Origin of the sequence: Sphingomonas sp. (genome assembly GCF_045810705.1) — a bacterium.
Taxonomy (GTDB): domain Bacteria; phylum Pseudomonadota; class Alphaproteobacteria; order Sphingomonadales; family Sphingomonadaceae; genus Sphingomicrobium.
Map to the genome: position 1 here is coordinate 27,241 of NZ_JBJMVI010000004.1, position 17,687 is coordinate 44,927.

At 66.3% G+C, this 17,687-nt stretch carries 13 protein-coding genes and 1 tRNA gene; 5 read left to right on the forward strand and 9 right to left on the reverse strand.

All coding sequences use genetic code 11. From position 1 onward, the window contains the following. Positions 1–49 precede the first annotated feature (49 nt). Both prsR and prsK read right to left on the reverse strand, forming a co-directional pair. A complete protein-coding gene (gene prsR / locus ACJ8FR_RS02225; protein ID WP_407826974.1) occupies positions 50–1,411 on the reverse strand; it encodes a PEP-CTERM-box response regulator transcription factor in 1,362 nt (453 codons plus the stop codon). Then, a complete protein-coding gene (gene prsK / locus ACJ8FR_RS02230; protein WP_407826975.1) occupies positions 1,408–3,465 on the reverse strand; it encodes an XrtA/PEP-CTERM system histidine kinase PrsK in 2,058 nt (685 codons plus the stop codon). The genes prsR and prsK overlap by 4 nt, the downstream gene beginning before the upstream one ends. Before the next feature lie 180 nt (positions 3,466–3,645). Here prsK and ACJ8FR_RS02235 point away from each other — a divergent pair, with 180 nt between their 5' ends. Continuing rightward, positions 3,646–4,581 (forward strand): aldo/keto reductase, encoded by a 936-nt coding sequence (locus ACJ8FR_RS02235; protein WP_407826976.1) that lies wholly within the window; start codon positions 3,646–3,648, stop codon positions 4,579–4,581. Here ACJ8FR_RS02235 and ACJ8FR_RS02240 read toward each other — a convergent pair. The 3 genes from ACJ8FR_RS02240 to ACJ8FR_RS02250 all read right to left on the reverse strand — a co-directional run bounded on the left by ACJ8FR_RS02240 (position 4,578) and on the right by ACJ8FR_RS02250 (position 7,364). After that, entirely contained in the window at positions 4,578–5,882 is a 1,305-nt protein-coding gene (locus ACJ8FR_RS02240; RefSeq protein WP_407827068.1) for an amidohydrolase, read from the reverse strand. The genes ACJ8FR_RS02235 and ACJ8FR_RS02240 overlap by 4 nt on opposite strands. Before the next feature lie 5 nt (positions 5,883–5,887). Next, the gene (locus ACJ8FR_RS02245) at positions 5,888–6,517 is read right to left on the reverse strand and encodes a DUF4893 domain-containing protein (RefSeq protein ID WP_407826977.1); all 630 of its coding nucleotides are present in this window, start codon (positions 6,515–6,517) and stop codon (positions 5,888–5,890) included. Positions 6,518–6,596: 79 nt separating this feature from the next. Next, positions 6,597–7,364, reverse strand: a complete 768-nt coding sequence (locus tag ACJ8FR_RS02250; RefSeq protein WP_407826978.1) for a 3-hydroxybutyrate dehydrogenase — start codon at positions 7,362–7,364, stop codon at positions 6,597–6,599. 130 nt (positions 7,365–7,494) lie between these two features. On the opposite strand from ACJ8FR_RS02250, the gene ACJ8FR_RS02255 reads away from it, so the two are divergent. Next, positions 7,495–8,388 carry a neutral zinc metallopeptidase gene (locus ACJ8FR_RS02255; RefSeq protein ID WP_407826979.1) on the forward strand — a complete coding sequence of 298 codons (894 nt, stop codon included), beginning with the start codon at positions 7,495–7,497 and terminating at the stop codon, positions 8,386–8,388. On the opposite strand, the gene ACJ8FR_RS02260 is transcribed toward ACJ8FR_RS02255, so the two are convergent. Further along, positions 8,385–9,371, reverse strand: a complete 987-nt coding sequence (locus tag ACJ8FR_RS02260; RefSeq protein WP_407826980.1) for an NADP-dependent oxidoreductase — start codon at positions 9,369–9,371, stop codon at positions 8,385–8,387. The two genes, ACJ8FR_RS02255 and ACJ8FR_RS02260, sit on opposite strands and share 4 nt — an antisense overlap. Positions 9,372–9,493: 122 nt before the next feature. After that, the gene (locus ACJ8FR_RS02265) at positions 9,494–10,498 is read right to left on the reverse strand and encodes a DUF2171 domain-containing protein (protein WP_407826981.1); all 1,005 of its coding nucleotides are present in this window, start codon (positions 10,496–10,498) and stop codon (positions 9,494–9,496) included. A gap of 224 nt (positions 10,499–10,722) precedes the next feature. Between ACJ8FR_RS02265 and ACJ8FR_RS02270 the strand changes: the two genes are divergently transcribed. From ACJ8FR_RS02270 to ACJ8FR_RS02280, 3 genes are all read left to right on the forward strand, one after another. Beyond that, positions 10,723–10,798: transfer RNA gene (locus tag ACJ8FR_RS02270), tRNA-Ala, on the forward strand. Between the two features lie 84 nt (positions 10,799–10,882). Beyond that, positions 10,883–12,406, forward strand: coding sequence for a hypothetical protein (locus tag ACJ8FR_RS02275; RefSeq protein WP_407826982.1), 1,524 nt, complete (start codon positions 10,883–10,885; stop codon positions 12,404–12,406). Between the two features lie 47 nt (positions 12,407–12,453). Beyond that, positions 12,454–15,879 (forward strand): glycosyltransferase, encoded by a 3,426-nt coding sequence (locus ACJ8FR_RS02280; protein ID WP_407826983.1) that lies wholly within the window; start codon positions 12,454–12,456, stop codon positions 15,877–15,879. Between the two features lie 10 nt (positions 15,880–15,889). On the opposite strand, the gene ACJ8FR_RS02285 is transcribed toward ACJ8FR_RS02280, so the two are convergent. Continuing rightward, a complete protein-coding gene (locus ACJ8FR_RS02285) occupies positions 15,890–16,681 on the reverse strand; it encodes a quinoprotein dehydrogenase-associated putative ABC transporter substrate-binding protein (protein WP_407826984.1) in 792 nt (263 codons plus the stop codon). Beyond that, positions 16,678–17,652, reverse strand: a complete 975-nt coding sequence (locus tag ACJ8FR_RS02290) for a PQQ-dependent catabolism-associated beta-propeller protein (RefSeq protein WP_407826985.1) — start codon at positions 17,650–17,652, stop codon at positions 16,678–16,680. The genes ACJ8FR_RS02285 and ACJ8FR_RS02290 overlap by 4 nt, the downstream gene beginning before the upstream one ends. Positions 17,653–17,687 lie beyond the last annotated feature (35 nt).

Genomic DNA, 17,687 nt, shown 5'->3' on the forward strand with positions numbered 1-17,687 from the left:
TTCCGCCTGCAACACCGTTTGTCGAATGAGGCGGCGCGTTGGTCGGCGCTCAGGCCGACAGCCGGTACTGCTTCAACAGGTCGTAAAGCGTTGGGCGGCTGATCCCGAGCAGCTTGGCGGCGCTCGAGATGTTGTTGTCGGTGCGGCTCATCGCCTGGCGGATCGCCTTGCGGTCAGCGACCTCACGGGCCGCGCGAAGGTTGATCGGCAGCGCGTCCTCGCTCGGAACAACGCCGGCCTGGAGGTCGAGGTCGCCGGCGGTGACGCTCTTGCCGTCGGCCATGATCACCGCCCGCTTGATGCGGTTCTCGAGCTCGCGGACGTTGCCAGGCCAGGGGTGAGCGTGGATCGCTTCGATCGCGTCGGGGCTGAGCGACTGGACGCCGGGATTGAGGTCCCGTCCGAAGCGGGTGACGAAATGGCGGGCGAGCAGGACCGAGTCCCCCGACCGCTCGGCCAATGAGGGAATCTTCACGACGATCTCGGCCAGGCGGTAGTAGAGGTCCTCGCGGAAGCTCCCCGCAGCAATCATCGCGTCCAGGTCCTGATGGGTCGCGCAGACGATTCGCGTGTCGACCGCGATCGGCTGGCGGCCGCCGATCCGCTCGATCACCCGCTCCTGGAGGAAGCGCAGCAGCTTGACCTGCAGCGGCAGCGGGATGTCGCCGACCTCGTCGAGGAATAGGGTGCCGCCCTCAGCCAGCTCGATCTTGCCGACGTTGGACTTGACCGCGCCGGTGAAAGCGCCGCGCTCATAGCCGAACAGCTCGGCCTCGAGCAGGTTCTCCGGGATCGCGGCGCAGTTGATCGCGATGAATTCGCCCTTGCGGCCGCTCTTCTCGTGGACCGCGCGTGCGAGCAGCTCCTTACCGGTGCCGCTGGCGCCTAGAAGCATCACCGACACGTCGGCCGATGCGACGCGCTCAATCGTCTTGGCGACCTTCTGCATCTCCGGTGCCGCGGTGATGATTGCGCCGAGCACGGATGCTGCCGCGCCGTTTTCCAACCGGCGATTCTCTTCCTCGATGTCGTGCAGATGGAAGGCGCGGGCGACGATCAAGCCGAGCTCGTCGATGTCGACGGGCTTCTTGTAGAAGTCATAAGCGCCCATCGCGATCGCTTTGGTCGCGCTCTCCCGCGCGCCGTGGCCGCTGGCGACGATGACTTTGGCGTCCGGCTTGAGTCGGAGGATCTCGGCGAGCGTCGCGAAACCCTCGCCCGTCCCATCGGGGTCGGGCGGGAGCCCGAGGTCGAGCGTGACCACGGCGGGCTCGTGCGCGCGGATAGCCTGGATGGCTTGCGCGCGGTCGCCGGCGCAGATTACCTGGTATCCGTCGTAGGCCCATTTCAGTTGGCGTTGGAGGCCTTCGTCATCCTCGACGATCAGCAGCACTTTGGCTTGGTCGGTCATGCGATTTTCCGTTGCTGTTGGGCGGCCGCCAGGGCCGCCGGCAGGAGGATGGTGAACGTCGTGCCCCGTCCGGGGCGGCTGTCGACGCTGATCCGGCCGTCCATCGCGGTGATCAGCGAACGCGCTTCGAATGCGCCGATGCCGAAGCCGCCGGGCTTGGTCGAAGCGAAGGGCTGGAACAGGCGGTTGCGGATGAAGTCCCCGTCCATGCCGACGCCCTTGTCGGTGATGGCGATGGAGACGCTGATGCCGTCGCAGCCGACGCGCACCGCGACGGGCTCCCCGCTGCTCGCGTCCAGCGCGTTCTGAAGCAAGTGGCCGACCGCCTGCTCGAGGGCATTGGAGTCGACCAGCGCCGAGATGCTCGCATCGCCGAGCAATGTCACTTCGCGGTCGCGGCGCTTCCCGGCGATGGCATTGGTCAGGATGGGCCGCAGCGGTTGCGGCTCGATCCGCTGCACCCGGCCAGTAGCATGCGGCGCAAGCCGCGTGAGGAGCTCCTTCATCTTTCCGACCGACGACTGCAGCGTTGCCACCATGTCGGCGCGGAACTCGGGGTTGTCGGCGTGGCGCTCGGCGTTGCGCGCCACCAGCGACAACTGGCTGACCAGGTTCTTGATGTCGTGGAGGATGAAGGCGAAGCGGCGGTTGAACTCCTCGAAGCGTTGCGCCTCCCCGAGCGCCTCCTGGCTGAGCGCTTCGGCAAGCGAGCTCGCCGCCTGGTTGCCGGCGGTGCGCAGCAAGTCGAAGTCCTCCCAGTCGAGTTGGCGGCGATAGTCGGGCGCCGACAGGACCACGACGCCGACCAGGCGCTGATGGTGAAGCAATGGAATGGCCGCCCATGACTTCGGCTCGTCCAGCAGCCATTGCGGTACGCCGAGCGTCTTGTCCTCCGCGCCCGCCCAGCCGCCGCGCAGCCCGGCGAACTCGACCACGCGGCCGCTCGCCTCGAGCGCCGTCCAGAAATCGATCGAGTCCGCGAATGCGTCAGGTCCGGGACCGCTACCGGGCCACTCACTGGCAGTGGCAACCGAGAGGCTGCGCCCGCCGTCGCTCACCAGGAGCATTGCGCCGGGCGCATCGACGATATCCGCGAATGCCCGCACGATCCGCTCGCTAAGCGGCGGCGCTTCAGGTCCGGCGAGGCCGAGTGTTTGGGTGAAACGCAGCCATTCGGTGCGATAGTCATATCGGTGCTCGAATAGGTGCTTGGCGAGCTTGAGCTTGACCCAGCCACGAGCGCGGGCGCTCGGGATCAGGACCATCGCGCCTACGGTCATCACCGCGAGCGCGCCGATCATCAGCGTCGAGGACCAGTCGACGCCGGTTCCGCGAAGCGCGGTGGTGAGGATCGCCATCAGCGCGAAATAGGCACAGATCGCCAGCAGCGAGAGCGATTGGAACGTCGCCGCGCGCGACGGGCGGACGCGCCACGCGCCCTGCTTGCGCGTCGCGAGCGCGAACAATGGCGCTGCGAGCGCGACGACGATCCCGCGCCATTCGAGCAAGCCGGGGGCGCCGGCGGCCTCAAGGTAGATGCTCGTGTAGAGGTTGAGGTCGTAGATCCAGATCAGCGCCAGCCCGAGCATCGCGAAGCGGATGTGCGATCGGCTCGCGGGGGCCGCCTGGCCATAGACATTGTGGACCAGTATCAGCGCGCCCGCGGCCGTCGTCACGCGCAGCACCAGTCCGGTCTGAGCGATCGTGCCGCTCGGGCTGAACAGCTGCAGCGTGTCCCCGATCAGCTGGAGTCCGATCACAGCGGCGACGGCACCGTAGACCAGCTTCAGCCCGTGCTCGCGTTCCTCTCCGGCAGCCGAAAGGCTGTAGAGGAGACTGATCCACAGGAGGTTGCGGGCGGTTTCTGCGAACCCGAAGATCGGTTCGCCTGACCCCATTGCGCCGAGCCACGCCCAGCAGGCCGTGAGCGCGAAGGCGCCGGCAAGCAGGCGCTGCGCCGGCTGCCGCGCCGCCTCGCCCAGGCGCCAGATCATCAGCGCCGCGAAACAGGCCGCGGCGAGCGCATGGCTCCAGAAGGTGATCAGCGCGTCCATCGGACACCCGTTGTCAAATCAGCCGACATGGGAACGGGTGTCGCTAAACTTTACAAACAAGTGGTGAACGACATGGAACCCGTGATCCTGAACTTGTTTCAGGATCCATCCCGTTGAAGGGCGGCGCGCGTCCCAGAAATGGATGCTGACCAAGTTCAGCATGACGGTAGGAGAGTCGGCATGGAGAAGCGCCCGATCGGAAACAGCGGGATCCTCGTCGCGCCACTGGCGCTCGGCGGCAATGTGTTCGACTGGACGGCCGAAGAGGAAACGAGCTTCGCAATACTCGACGCGTTCGTCGACGCCGGCGGAAACATGATCGACACAGCCGACGTCTATTCGGCCTGGGTTCCAGGTCATCGGGGCGGCGAAAGCGAGGCGGTGATCGGCCGTTGGCTGAAGCGGAACCCGGCGAAGCGCGACAAGGTGGTGATCGCAACCAAGGTCGGGTTCATGGCGGGGCTTGCGCCACAGACGATCGCAAGCAGCTGCGAGGCGTCGCTTGCGCGGCTCGGGATCGAGACGATCGATCTTTACTATCACCACAAGGATGATCCGGCCGTCCCGTTGGCCGACAGCCTCGGCGCGATGGATGCGTTGGTGAAGGCAGGGAAGGTTCGGGCGCTCGGCCTGTCACAATATTCGGCGGACCGGCTCGATGAGGCGATGCGGGCCGCCGAGGACAATGGCTTGGTCCGCCCCAGCGCCCTGCAGACCTGGTACAATCTCGTCGAACGGGACAAGCTCGAGGGACCGCTGCGCGACATCGCGCTCGCCCATAGTCTTGCCATCCTACCGTTCTATGGGCTCGCCAACGGCTTTCTCACCGGCAAGTACCGGACGAAGGAAGACCTTGGCAAAAGCACGCGCGGAGATCGCGTCGCGGGATATCTCGAAGGCAAGGGGATGCGGGTACTCACCGCGCTTGACCGTATCCACGCTGAGACCGGCGCGCCGCTTGCCGCCATCGCGCTTGCGTGGACCAATGCGCAGCCGGGGATCGCGGCAACGCTTGCAAGCGCGACCAGCCTTGCACAGCTCGCGGAGCTTATTGCCTCAATGCACTTGCAGCTCACCCCGGAGCAGATCGGGATGCTCGACCAGGCGAGCGCCTAGCCCTTCTTGAGGACGTCGAGCGCGGCGATTGTCATCGCCTCGGTGGCGGTCGAGATGACAGCGTCGGCATCGGGTGCCCACAGCGGGCTGTGGAGCGCCGGGAGCTTCAGCGTATCGCCGTTGACCGCATCCCATTTGGGCTTCGGAACGCCGCCGACCCAGAAGATCACGCTCTGCTTCGACTTGTCGGCGAGCCAGAAACGGCTGAAATCCTCGCTCGCCATGATCGGCTTGGTCTCGACGACGCGGGCGGCGCCAAAGTGGCTTCCGAACAGTTGCAGGAGATGGCCCGAAAGCTGTGGCGTGTTGAAGGTCGCGTCAGCGGAAGGCTGCTCGATCTCGACGGTCGGCATCTTGTCGTCGGGCATGCCTGCGGCGATCGCCTCGCCGCGGACAATGCGGCGGATGCCGTCGAGCAATAATTTGCGCGTTTCGGGCGTATAGCTGCGGACGGTCAGCGCGAGCTTGGCGTCGTCGCCGATGATGTTGCTCTTGGTGCCGGCATGGAAGCTGCCGACGGTGACGACGGCAGGCTGCTGGGGATCATTCTCGCGGCTGACAAGCGTCTGCAGCGCCATCACAATCCGCGAGGCGAGCACGATCGGGTCCTTGGTGTTTTGCGGATAGGCACCGTGTCCGCCGACGCCCTTCACGTCGATGTTGACCGTATCGACGTTCGCCAACGCGAACCCGTTCGTAACCCCGATGACGCCGGCCGGGAGCGAAGCGCTGTCGTGAAAGGCGATCATCACGTGGGGCTTGGGAAAGCGCGTGAACAGTCCGTCGTCGAGCATCGCCTGAGCGCCAATGACGCGCTCTTCGCCCGGTTGCAGGATCATCACCAGCGTGCCCGACCATTGACCCTTCATCGCCGCCAGCCGACGTGCGGTGCCGAGCCACGTCGCGACGTGGGTGTCGTGGCCGCAGGCATGCATCACCGGCGTGTCGGTGCCGTCAGGGAGCTTGCCCATGACCTTCGAGGCGAAGGGCAGGCCGGTCTGTTCGCGGACTGGCAGCGCATCCATGTCGGCACGAAGCAGAAGTACCGGGCCGGGCCCGTTCTTCATGACCGCGACGACGCCGGTCTTGCCGACATGCTCGGTGACGTCGAAGCCGAGCTTGCGCATCTCGGGCGCGACCTTGGCGGGGGTGCGCACTTCCTGCATCGACAGCTCGGGATTGGCATGGATGTCGCGGTAGAGCGCCAGCAGCATCGGCATGTCGGCGCGGATCGAGTCCTGCAGCGTGGCCGCGGTTGCTGGGGTCGAGGCGGTCATGGCAGCGGCGGCGAGCCATAGCATGGTCTTCAAGTCGATGCTCCTAGGGGAACCAGCTCCATCACATCGAGCCGGGATTCGAAATGGGGCTCAGGCATCACCAGCCGCCAGCGGCCGGGGCCAATCCGCTCGACATAGCCGGCGACGTTGCGCTGCTCGTCCTGGCCATATTGGAGGACTCGGCTCTCGTCGGCGAAGGCGAGCGTGCCGAGGAAGACGTTGCGGACGGCGTCGCCCGGGAAAATCAGGCCGACATAGCGTTGCGCGCCGCCGAGCTTCCCAAGGCGCTGCAGCCCGCGCTCGGAGCGGATGCGACAGGTGAATGGGGGGTAAGCAATATAGTCGAGGTTGCCCGGATCCTTGGCGCCGAGCTTGATTACCCGGCAGCGGTAGATCCCGTCGGGGATCGCGGGGCCAGCAAGAGCCGCGTCGGGATTGAGCAATGCGCCTTCGCGAGCGATGTCGGCCGCATGTCCGGACTTGCGGGCGGCCGCGAGGCCGACTTCAAACGACTTTCGCCAGTCGCGCAACCGCAGCCGGTCGCTGTCACTGATCACCTCGCGATAGGCCGTCGTCCAACGTGGGATCAGTCCCGCCGGCTGCTCGATCACGTGGCACGCGCTCAAGCCGAACAGCAAAAGGAGGGGAAGAATTCTCATCGTCATTGCGAGCGTAGCGAAGCAATCCAGAGGTGCAACTGGATTGCCGCGCAGCCTCCAGTTGCTCGCAATGACGGGCTCAAGCGGCGGTCCAGCCCCCGTCCATGCTGAGGTTGGCGCCGGTGATCGACCTGGCTTCCTCGCGGCACAGGAAGACGGCGAGGGCGGCCACTTCCTCGGGTGTCACGAAGCGCTTGGTCGGCTGGGCGGCGAGCAGCACGTCGTTCATCACCTGCTCGCGGGTCATGTCGCGCGCCTTCATCGTGTCGGGGATCTGGTTTTCGACCAGCGGTGTCCAGACGTACCCCGGCGAAATGCAATTGACGGTGATGTCGTCACGCGCCGTTTCGAGCGCGATCGTTTTCGTGAGGCCCGCGATGCCGTGCTTGGCGGCGACATATGCGCTCTTGTTGGGCGAGGCCACGAGGCTGTGCGCGCTCGCGGTGTTGATCACCCGGCCCCACTGCTTCTGCTTCATGCCGGGCACCGCGAGCCGTGTCGTGTGGAACGCCGAGCTCAAGTTGATGGCGATGATCGCGTCCCATTTCTCCGGTGGGAAATCCTCGACCGGAGACACGTGCTGGATCCCTGCATTGTTGACCAGGATGTCAGGCCCGCCGAGCTCGTCGGCGCAGCGTTTCATCATCAGCTCGATCTCGGCCGGCTTCGACATGTCCGCGCCGTCGTGAAGCGCGCCGAGTTCCTCGCATTCGCGTGCGATTTCCGCGGGGTCGCCAAAGCCGTTGATCATCAGCTTCGCTCCCTCGGCGGCGAGCGCCTTGGCGATGGCGAGGCCGATACCGGAGGTTGAGCCGGTCACCAGCGCGACCTTGCCTTGAAGGATCATTCTTCACTCCGTCATTGCGATTCGGTGCGGATTGCCGCGTCGCCTCCGGCTCCTCGCAATGACGGCTCGCGCGTCAATTGCAACCGTCTGCGCTCGCGCGCATTAGGCCCGTGCAACAGGAGGGAGCCATATGCGGTTCGGCGACGAGCGCGAGAGCACGAACTTCACCGACGATACCGGCCGCGGCGGCCTGGGGTTCGGCGGCGGAGGTGGCGGCCTGGGCTGCCTGCTGCCACTCGTCTTCAGCCGCTTCGGCATCGGCGGGGTGGTCGTCCTGCTGGTCGGATATTTCCTGCTGAGCTCGCTTGGCGGTCTCGGCGGCGGCGGTGGTGGGGGGAACCTTTCTCCGGCCGCACAACGCAGCGCAACTGCGGGGCAAAGCAATCTCGACCCCGCGACCAAGCACTTCACCCTTCAGGTGCTGGCGAGCACCGAAGATACCTGGACCAGGCTGCTCCAGGCCAAGGGCATCCGCTACACGCCGACCAACCTCCATTTTTATTCGGAATCCGACCAGTCGGGCTGCGGCGCCGCGCAATCGGCGATGGGACCGTTCTATTGCCCGACCGACACCAACATCTACCTCGACACGGAGTTCTTCAATGAGCTTACGCGCCGGTTCCAGGCGCCGGGAGACTTCGCCCAGGCCTATGTCGTCGCCCACGAGGTCGGCCACCATGTCCAGGACCTGATGGGAACGCTGGGGCAGGCCGAGAAATTGCAGGCTCGGGCAAGCAAAACCGAGGGCAATGCGATCCAGGTCAAGATCGAGCTGCAGGCCGATTGCTACGCCGGCGTTTGGGCCGCCAATGCGAAGACCCCTGAAGGCCAGCCGGTGATGGAACCTGGCGACTTCGAGGAGGGGATGCGCGCCGCCGAAGCGATCGGTGACGATACGCTGCAGCGCCAGACGCAGGGCACGGTGGTGCCGGACAGCTTCACCCACGGCACTTCGGCGCAACGCATGAACGCGCTTCGGACCGGCTATCAGTCGGGCAATCCGGACGCCTGCAAGACGCTCTAGAGCTTAACCAGCATCTTGCCGGTGTTCGCGCCCTGGAACAGGCCGAGGAAAGCGTCGGGCGTGTTTTCGAGCCCTTCGACCACAGTCTCCTGCGCCTTGACCGCGCCGCTCGCGACAAGTTGCCCCATCTCGCGATAGAATTCGTCCATCCGCGACTGGAAGTCGAAAACGATGAAGCCCTTGAGCCGGATGCGCGCCGCGACGATCCGCATGATGAAGCGGAAGCTCGCCGGGTTGGGGTCGTTGTAGCCGGCGATCATTCCGCACATCGCGAACCGCGCATTGTTCCGCGCGAGCGCGAACGCGGCGTCGAGATGGTCGCCGCCGACATTGTCGAAATAGACGTCGATGCCGTCGGGCGCCGCCGCGGCCAGGCTCTTGAGCACCGGTCCCGCGCGATAGTCGACTACCTGGTCGGCGCCGAGCGAGCGGACGAAATCGCACTTGTCCGCGCCGCCGGCCGATCCGACGGCGGTCATGCCCTTGGCTTTCGCGAGCTGGACGACGACCGACCCGACCGCGCCCGCTGCGGCCGACACGAACACGATGTCGCCCGGCTTCGCGCTCGCCACGTCGAGCAGCCCGAAGAAAGCGGTCGCGCCCGTGACGCCGAGCACGCCGAGGAACTTCTGCGGCTCGACGCCGAGGTCCGGCAGCTTGTTGACCCCGCGCGCCGGGACCACCGCCTCGTCGCGCCAGCCGCTCATGTGCAGCACGAGGTCGCCCGGTGCGAGCCCGTCAGCCTTGCTCTCAACCACCTCGCCCACCGCGCCGCCCTCGAGCGGCTCGCCGATCTGGAACGGCGGGACATAGCTTTTCACGTCGTTCATCCGGCCGCGCATGTAGGGATCGACCGACAGCCAGCGGTTGCGGACGCGAACCATGCCGTCGCCGAGCTGCGGAAGGTCGATGTCCTTCAGCTCGAAATTTTCGTCGGTCGGCATGCCGCTCGGGCGGCTCTTGAGGTGCCAGGCGCGGGCCATCGTCGTTTCTCCTGCCAAACGACCGCATATGCTTTGCGCGGGGCATGCGAAAGACCCGGCGGAAGGGGAAACCGCCGGGTCTCGTGTCAGCCCCGCTGATCGGGGCTCAGCTTTCTACCGCCTCAGCGGTAGGTGCCCTCGAAGCTGCGATCGAGCGTGCGCGGACCCACTTCGCCCTGGTCGTCGCGCTCGAACAAGGCGCGGCTGCGCCTTTCGTCGCGCCAGCGTTTGCGGGCCTCCTCGGCTGAGCAGTCGAGGATCACCTTGTCGCCCTCGATGCGGTCGAGCTCGGAGCAGCTCAGCGAATGGTGGGCTCCGCCGCTCTCCGGATCGGACTTGGTGAGAATGATCCGATCGCCGGCGATCCTGTCGACGGTCCCGACATGCTCGTCGTCATTGCCGACGACTTCCATATGCTCGCGGATCTGTCCGAGCAGGCTGCGCTTCTGCTGCCGGCGTTCGCGCCAGCTGCCGAAGTCGCTTTCGAACTTCGACTGATGCTCGCGGCGATAATCATCATAGTCGCGGTCGAGCTCGCTCAAGTGCCGGTCGCGCCACGAACGGTAGTTCGGGTCCTCATGACGCGAACGGTCGGACCAGTCGCTGGTCCCGGCGCGGCTGGTGCTGCGATAAGGATCTAGGTCCCATTCGCTGTCAGACCGGGCGCGGCTGTAATCGCCGGTCATCGGCCGATAGTCGCGGCCCCGATCGCGGAAACGATCCTGGTCGCGGTCGCCGGCGCCGAATGGCTCCCGGCGCCAGCCGCGGTTGTAGTCGCTGTCGCTCGATCCGCCGCCGGCGAAGGGACCGCGATTGTCGTTCCAGTTGCGGTCGCGGTCGAAGCCACGGTCACGGCTGGACGTGTCGAGACGGGGACCATAGCCGCCCTCGCGCTCGTCGCGCATGCGGTCTTCGCGCCGCCGGCGCTCGGCCTCGTCGTCGCCGAACCACGAGGCGACCTCGTCTCCGGCGCGCTCGAAGAAGCCGCGGTCGTCACGGCCGCCGGCGGAGCGCTCGCCGCGCCATTCGCCGCCCGGCCGGCGGCCTCGGTCTGAATTGCGGTCCTCGGACCATCGGGAACGCTCGTCGCGCGGCATGTCGCGCGTGTCGTAACGGTCATAGGCCATGATTTTCTCCCAGCATGAAAAGGCCGGCAAAGCACCGGCCGAACACTCGCGAAATCAACGAATGGGTGCTGGCGACCGTTCCGGGTTCAACGAGAGGGAAATGGCTGTTTTTCGGCGGGCCGACACTGCGGCGGGACAGGCGATTGCAAGGGTCCGGAATCGCCGCTAGTGGAGCCGCTCCCCGGCGCCCGATCCCATCGGGCGCGCCGGCCGGCTGGAGGCGCGGGGCTGTAGCTCAGATGGGAGAGCGCTGCAATCGCACTGCAGAGGTCAGGGGTTCGATTCCCCTCAGCTCCACCAGCCTGGTCGGAGGCCTGTCCGGGGGACAGGCTGAGAACAGGCTCGGTCGCAAAGCGAGCGGCCGGCGCGCATGAATTCAAGTTCATGAAATTGGCATCTATCAGCCGCAACCCGCCTGCTAAGACGCGTGCTGCCGGGGCGACCGGCACGAGGCTCGCGGGCACCTCGGCTCCTCCGACCCGCCTTGATCGGATGTTCCCACTGGTCACAAGCCGTGCGTACCTGTTCGCCATCGCGCTGATTGTGGTCGCGGGCAGTTGCATCATCGCCGCCGCCTACTGGCCGGGCGTGATGATCGACGATACGCGCTGGCAGTACCAGCAGGTCGTCGATCACGCCTTTGAAGACTGGCATCCGCCGCTGATGGCGTGGATGTGGAGCCGGCTGGCGGTGATTGCGCCCGGCCCGGCGCCGATGCTCGTGCTGCAACTGGCGCTCTACTGGATCGGGATCGCGCTCATCGCCTGGTTGGCCTGGCGCCGCGGCAGCCCCCGGCTCGCGGTCGCCATCGCAGGCGCGGGCTGGTTGCCGGCATCGTTCGCGCTCACCGGCACGGTCCTCAAGGACGTGCTGATGGCGGGGTTCCTGCTCTGCGCTACCGGCCTGCTCCTGTGCCGGACGCTCGTCCGGCGAACGGCCTTGCAAGCCGCGATGACCGCTGCGTCGATCCTCGTCATTTTCGCAGCGGCCGCACTCCGCTTCAACGCCTTCTTCGCTTGCCTGCCGCTGCTATTGGCCGCGCTTCCCAAGCCGTTCACCCGCACCGGGCCGCGGCTTGCTGCGACAGCGATCGCTGCGACCGCGGCGCTGATGATGAGCGGTCCGGCGGTCGCGGCCCTGCTCCACGCCGAGAAGACCGGCGTCGACCTGTCGCTGATCATCTTCGACCTCGGCGGGATCACCGAGCATGCCGGCGTCAGCCAGTTCCCGGACCTCGGGGTCCGAAACCCGGTCGGCGTCAACCATCGCTGCTACGACCCTTATGAGTGGGACAGCTATTCGGATTGGGCGAAACAGCCATGTCCCCTCGGCTTCGACCGGTTCCAAGCGTTCCTCGACGACGAGGACGTCAACGCAGGGGCGTTGTGGGTGCACGCCATCGCCTCGCACCCGATCGCTTACGCGCAGCACCGGCTCACGCATTTCAACCTTTCGACCTGGTTCATCGTGCCCGAAGGCCCGGCGTTCACCGCCTGGTCGCAGTCGGTGCCGAACCCGTGGGGTTTTCACATCCGGCCCAATGCCATTGTCTCGCTGGTCGGCGAGTTTGCCGATGCGGCCGCAGCGACCCCGCTGGGCTGGCCGATCTTCTGGATCAGCGTGGCCCTCGCGGCGCTGATCGCAGGACTTGCCACCGAAACGCCGAACGAGGTGCGCGCGCTCGCAGCGTCGGCGTTCCTGTACGGCGCGGCCTATCTCGTGGTCGGGGTCGCGACCGGCGTGCGCTACTATTTCTGGACGTTCACTGGCGCGGCTCTGGCGGTGCTCGTCCTTGCGGTCGAACTGCGATCGCACCGCTTGCGGGTACCGGCCCGGCCGACGGCCATCGCTGCGGCCGTGGTCGCGCTGCCGACGCTGATAGCGATCGCGGCTCGAGTGGCACTATGAACCAAAGATCATTGGCGCCGCGTGCGATGACCAACTAGCCGGAGCGCATGGCAGGGCGGCAGATCTTTCACGATCCTTCGGGACGCCGGCGGCGGCGGTTCAAGCTCGCGGTCGCTTTGTTCCTGCTGCTCAACATTCTGACCGCCGTCGCGCTGTTTGCGACCATCCGCGTCGTTCCGGCGCAACCCCCGCTGCCCGTTGCGCTGGAACATGGCCTGCCTCGCCCTGTGCCCAAGCCGACCCTGCTCGGTCGCGCGCAGCGGCGCGTCAATGCGGCAATTCGGCAGCTGCTTGGCGTCGCGCCGCCAAGCGCGCGGCAGGTTGGAGCGCGGAGGGCCACCGCGGTGGCGACGGCGATGGCCCGCCCGTTGGCGGTCGGCTTCTACGAGTCATTCGACGAAAGCGCGACTTATTCGCTTCAGCGGCACATCGGTGATCTCGACTGGCTGGCGCCGGTATGGCTGACGGTCACCGGACCCAACCATCAGTTCAACATCCTGCCCGACCGCAACGGCCGTGCCGTTATCGACACCGCCGTCCATCGGCCCTTGATCCTGCCGGTCGTGCAAAATTTCGCCAACGGCAAGGTCGACGAAGCGGGGATCGAGGGGCTGCTCGGCAACCCTGCGCTGCGGCGGCGATTTCTCGACCAGCTCGAAAGTTTCCTCCTCGCCAATCATGCCTCCGGGGCGGTGTTCGATTTCGAGCAGCTCAATCGCGCCGGTCAGCTCAATTACCTGCAGCTTCTGCGCGAGGCACGGCCGCGCTTTGCCCGCCACGGCTGGCTGATCACTGTTGCTGCGCCCGTCGACCAGGGCTGGGACGTGCGCCGCTTCGCCGCGGTCGCCGACAAGCTTTTCGTCATGGCGTATGACGAGCATTCGAACGACGGCCCGCCGGGACCGATCGCATCGCAGCAATGGTGGGCGACATCCGTCGCGGCCGCGATACGGCAGATCCCGCGCGACAAGGTGATCGTGACGATCGGCAATTATGCCTATGACTGGCACGACGGCACTGGCGACCCGGAGAACGTCGAGGAAGCGTGGGTCGACGCCGGAGACAGCGATGCACGCCCGACGTTCGATCGGATCGCCGCCAACAGCACCTTCGGCTACGAGGACCAGGACGGCCATCCGCACAATGTCTGGCTGCTTGACGCGGCTAGCGCCTACAATGAGATCACCGTCCTCCATCGCGCGGGGATCCGCGAAGTCGCGCTATGGCGAATCGGAGCCGAGGATCCCACTATATGGTCGATCTTCGGCAGGAATGTGCCGTTGGATATCAACGCGGAGGGGCTGACGCACATCGCCCATGGCACCAACGTCGACATCGAAGGCAGCGGGGAAATCCTCAGGATCACGGCGCTTCCGACCACCGGTCTGCGCAATCTGACGCTTGGCGCCACTGGGCTTCTTACCAATGTCGACTTCGTGCGCGTTCCACGGCCCTACACGATCAACCGCGACGGCTTCCATCCGGGCCTGGTTGCGCTGACCTTCGACGACGGCCCCGACCCGCGGTGGACGCCGCGAATCCTGGACATTCTCAAGGCGCGGCATGTTCCCGCGACGTTTTTCATCATTGGCGAAAATGCGATCACCGAGCGCCCGCTGCTCGAACGGATGATCCGCGAGGGTCATGAGATCGGCAGTCACACCTACACCCACCCGAACCTGGCGACGGTGGGCCGGACCCAGACCCTGTTCGAGCTCAATGCCACGCAGCGCCTGTTCCAGGCGTTCACCGGTCGCACGCTGAAGCTGTTCCGCGCGCCATTCTTCGGGGACGCCGAGCCGACCACGGCCGATGAAGTCGAGCCAGTGCGGGAGGCCCAGGACCGGGGTTATATTTCGGTCGGCCTCCACGTCGATAGCGAGGATTGGCAGCGCCCGGGCGTTCCCGCAATCGTCAACAATGTCTTGGCACGGATCGTGAGCGCCCCTGTCAATTGCAACGATTCGGTGGAAAATCAGTGCAGCCGCAACATCGTCCTCCTGCACGATTCGGGCGGCGACCGTAGCCAGACCGTCGCTGCGTTGCCGATCCTCATCGATACGTTGCGCGCTCACGGCTACCGTTTCGTGCCGGTGTCGGAGCTTGCCGGCATTTCGCCGCAGCAGGCGATGCCGCCGCTGTCGCGCGATGACGCGGCCGCGGCGCGGATCGATTTCGGCCTGTTCGAGCTCGTCGGACTTGTGATCCGGCTGCTCGGCTTTCTGTTCGCGGCGGCGATTACATTGGGGATTGCCCGCGCGCTCGTGCTGACGGGTCTGGCTCTCATTTCCGCAGCGAAGGAGCGGCGGACAGTCCGTCCGGAGCTTGCCGCCGATAGCTCGGTCAGCGTTCTCATTCCGGCCTTTAACGAGGAGCGCGTGATCGAGCGCTCGGTCAGGCAGGTGCTGGCGAGCGAGAAGGTCCGTGTTGAGGTCATCGTGATCGACGACGGGTCGAAGGACCGCACCTCCACCGTCGTCCAGACCGCATTCGCTGACGAACCGCGAGTGCGCCTGATCAAGCTTGAGAACGGTGGCAAGGCCCCGGCGCTCAACCACGGCCTGGTGCTCGCGAGCAATGATATCGTGGTCGCGCTCGACGCCGATACCCAGTTCGAGCCTGACACCATCGTCCGCCTCGCGCGGTGGTTCGCCCGCGACGACAAGCTCGCCGCCGTCGCCGGCAACGCCAAGGTCGGCAATCGCGTCAACATCGTCACGAAATGGCAGGCGCTCGAATATGTGACCGCCCAGAACCTCGAGCGCCGAGCACTCGCCCGCCTTGGCGCGATGACCGTCGTGCCCGGGGCGGTGGGGGCCTGGCGCAAGCAGGCGCTCATCGACGCCGGTGGGTTCCCGCCCGACACCCTCGCCGAGGATCAGGATTTGACCATCGCCGTCCAGCGCGCCGGCTGGCGCGTGATGTACGACCAAAGCGCGATCGCCTGGACCGAGGCGCCGCAAAGCTTCGGGCAGCTTGCCCGGCAGCGGTTCCGCTGGGCCTACGGCACCATCCAGTGCGTGTGGAAGCACCGCAAGATCATCGCCGACGGGCGGCCGCGCGGCCTGGCCTTCATCGGACTTCCGCAGACGATCCTGTTCCAGCTCATGTTCGCGCTGGTTTCCCCGATCATCGACCTCGCGCTCATCGTCAGCGTCATCAGCACCGTCACCTCGATCCACGAGCATGGCTACACCGCGGTCAGCGGCGACCTGCAGCGGATCGCATTCTTCTGGCTCCTATTTGCCGCCATCGACCTTACCGCCGGGCTGATCGCCTTCGCGCTCGAGCGGGCGGAGAACTGGCGGCTCGCCCTGTGGCTGTTGCCGCAGCGGTTCGGCTACCGGCAGGTGATGTATTATGTCGTCATCAAGGCGCTTATCCAGGCAGTCCGGGGGCCACTCGTCGGCTGGTCGTCGGTCGCCCGCTCGGGGCAGGTCGATTTTTCGAAACGCAAGCGGCCGAGCCGCTGAGCATTTGCGCTTACGAACCCTCGACCAGCGGGATGCGGTAGGCGGCGAGCAGTTTGCGGATCTCGCTCTTCCGCCGCGCCAGCACCCGGTCGATCTGCTTGAGCAGCTTTTGATTGTCCTTCTGCACGCCGACCGAGACGTCGAACTGCATCGGCCATTGCTGGTCTGAGAACCAGGGCGTCACCGGCTCGAGCCGCAGCGGCACCGGCGACTCGGCTGCGAAAAAGCCGGCGAGCGGACCCCAGACCAGCGCCACGTCGACGTCCCCGCGCTCGACGGCCCGGACGATCTCGGCGGGCGGGTTGGGCCGGCGGTAATCGCCGTAGAGCATGAAGCCGCGGACGTTGGCGATGATCCCGCGCTCGGCAAGCGCATGGGCGGGCGGGGTGTTGCTGGCGTCGTTGCCGACCATCTGCACACCGATTTTTAGTATCTTGAGCCGCGGATCGTCGAGCGTCAGCCCGTTGAGATTGGCGCTGGCGCGGCTGACGAACATGTAGGTCGAGCGGTAATAGGGCCTCGTCGTCGCGACCATTTCGACGTTGCTTGCGATGCCCGGCCAGAAATCGCATTTGCTCTCGCCGAGCGTGTTGCGGACGTAGCCGCGGCGCTGCGCCCACCACACGTAGCCGAGCCGGGCATGAAGGTCGGCGGCGATCATCGCCGCGAGCTTGTTCTCGAATCCCTGGCCGGCGCGATTGGAGAAGGGCAGGTTGTTGGGGTCGGCGCAGGCGGTCAGCGTGCGCGGCGGGCCGCACGAGCCAAGCAGCAGCGCGCAAAGCAGGAACGCCGCGGCTCTCATTTCGGCGCCGCGACCGCGCCCCACGGCTTTCCGCCGAGCTTGACCGTCCGCATGACCTTGCCGGCCTGCAAGTCGATGATGGTCAGCGAGCCCGACAGGCCGCTGGCGGCGTAGAGCCGGCTTTCGTCGGGCGACAGGCCGATGCCCCAGGTACGCTCGCCCGTCGGCCACCAGCGCAGCACCTTGCCGGTGACCGCGTCGAGCTCGGCGACTCGGTTGGCTCGGCCCATCGCGACGAATACGCGCGATTGGTCGCCGGTCGCGCGCATCTCGACCGCCTGGACCGGCTGGTCGATGTCGAACGTCTCGGTGAGGTCGATCGTGCGCTGGAGCTGGCGGGTGGCGGCGTCGAACACGCTGATCGTGCCGCGCTGCTCCGAGGAGACCCAGATCGTAGGCCCGCCATCGAGGAACAGAACGAAGCGCGGGCGGCTGCCGACCGGCTGTTCCGCTAGCATCCTGCCGCTCGCGGCGTCGATAAAATGGGCGAGGTTGGCGACTTCCGACGTCGCCACCACCAGCTTGCCGTCGGGGCTGACGCTTATGCCCTCGGGCTCGGGCCCGACCTTGACCTCGCGGGTGATCTTGCCGGTCTTGAGGTCGAGGAAGGAGATCGCGCTATGGTCCTCATTGGCGATGTAGGCGGTGGCGCCGTCGGGGCTGATCGCGAAGCGCTCCGGGTCCGTCCCCGAGGCGTAGGTGCGCAAGAGCCGGTGTGCGCGCACGTCCCACGCCTCGATCCGGTTGGCGTTGGAGGCGGCGACATAGAAAGTGCGGCGGTCGGGCGAAAAGGCCATGCCGCGCGGCCGCGGGCCGGTCGCAAACTGCCCCTCGATCCGCCCAGTCGCGCCGTCGACCAGGGTCACGCCGCCGGCCTCGTTGGAGACGAAGACAATGTCGTTCGACGGCATCGGGTGCCGGGCGCACGACACCGACAGGCACAGCGCGGCCGCGGCGATCAGGCGTTTCATCGACCGCCATTACGCGCGAAAAGTCCCAAAAGTCG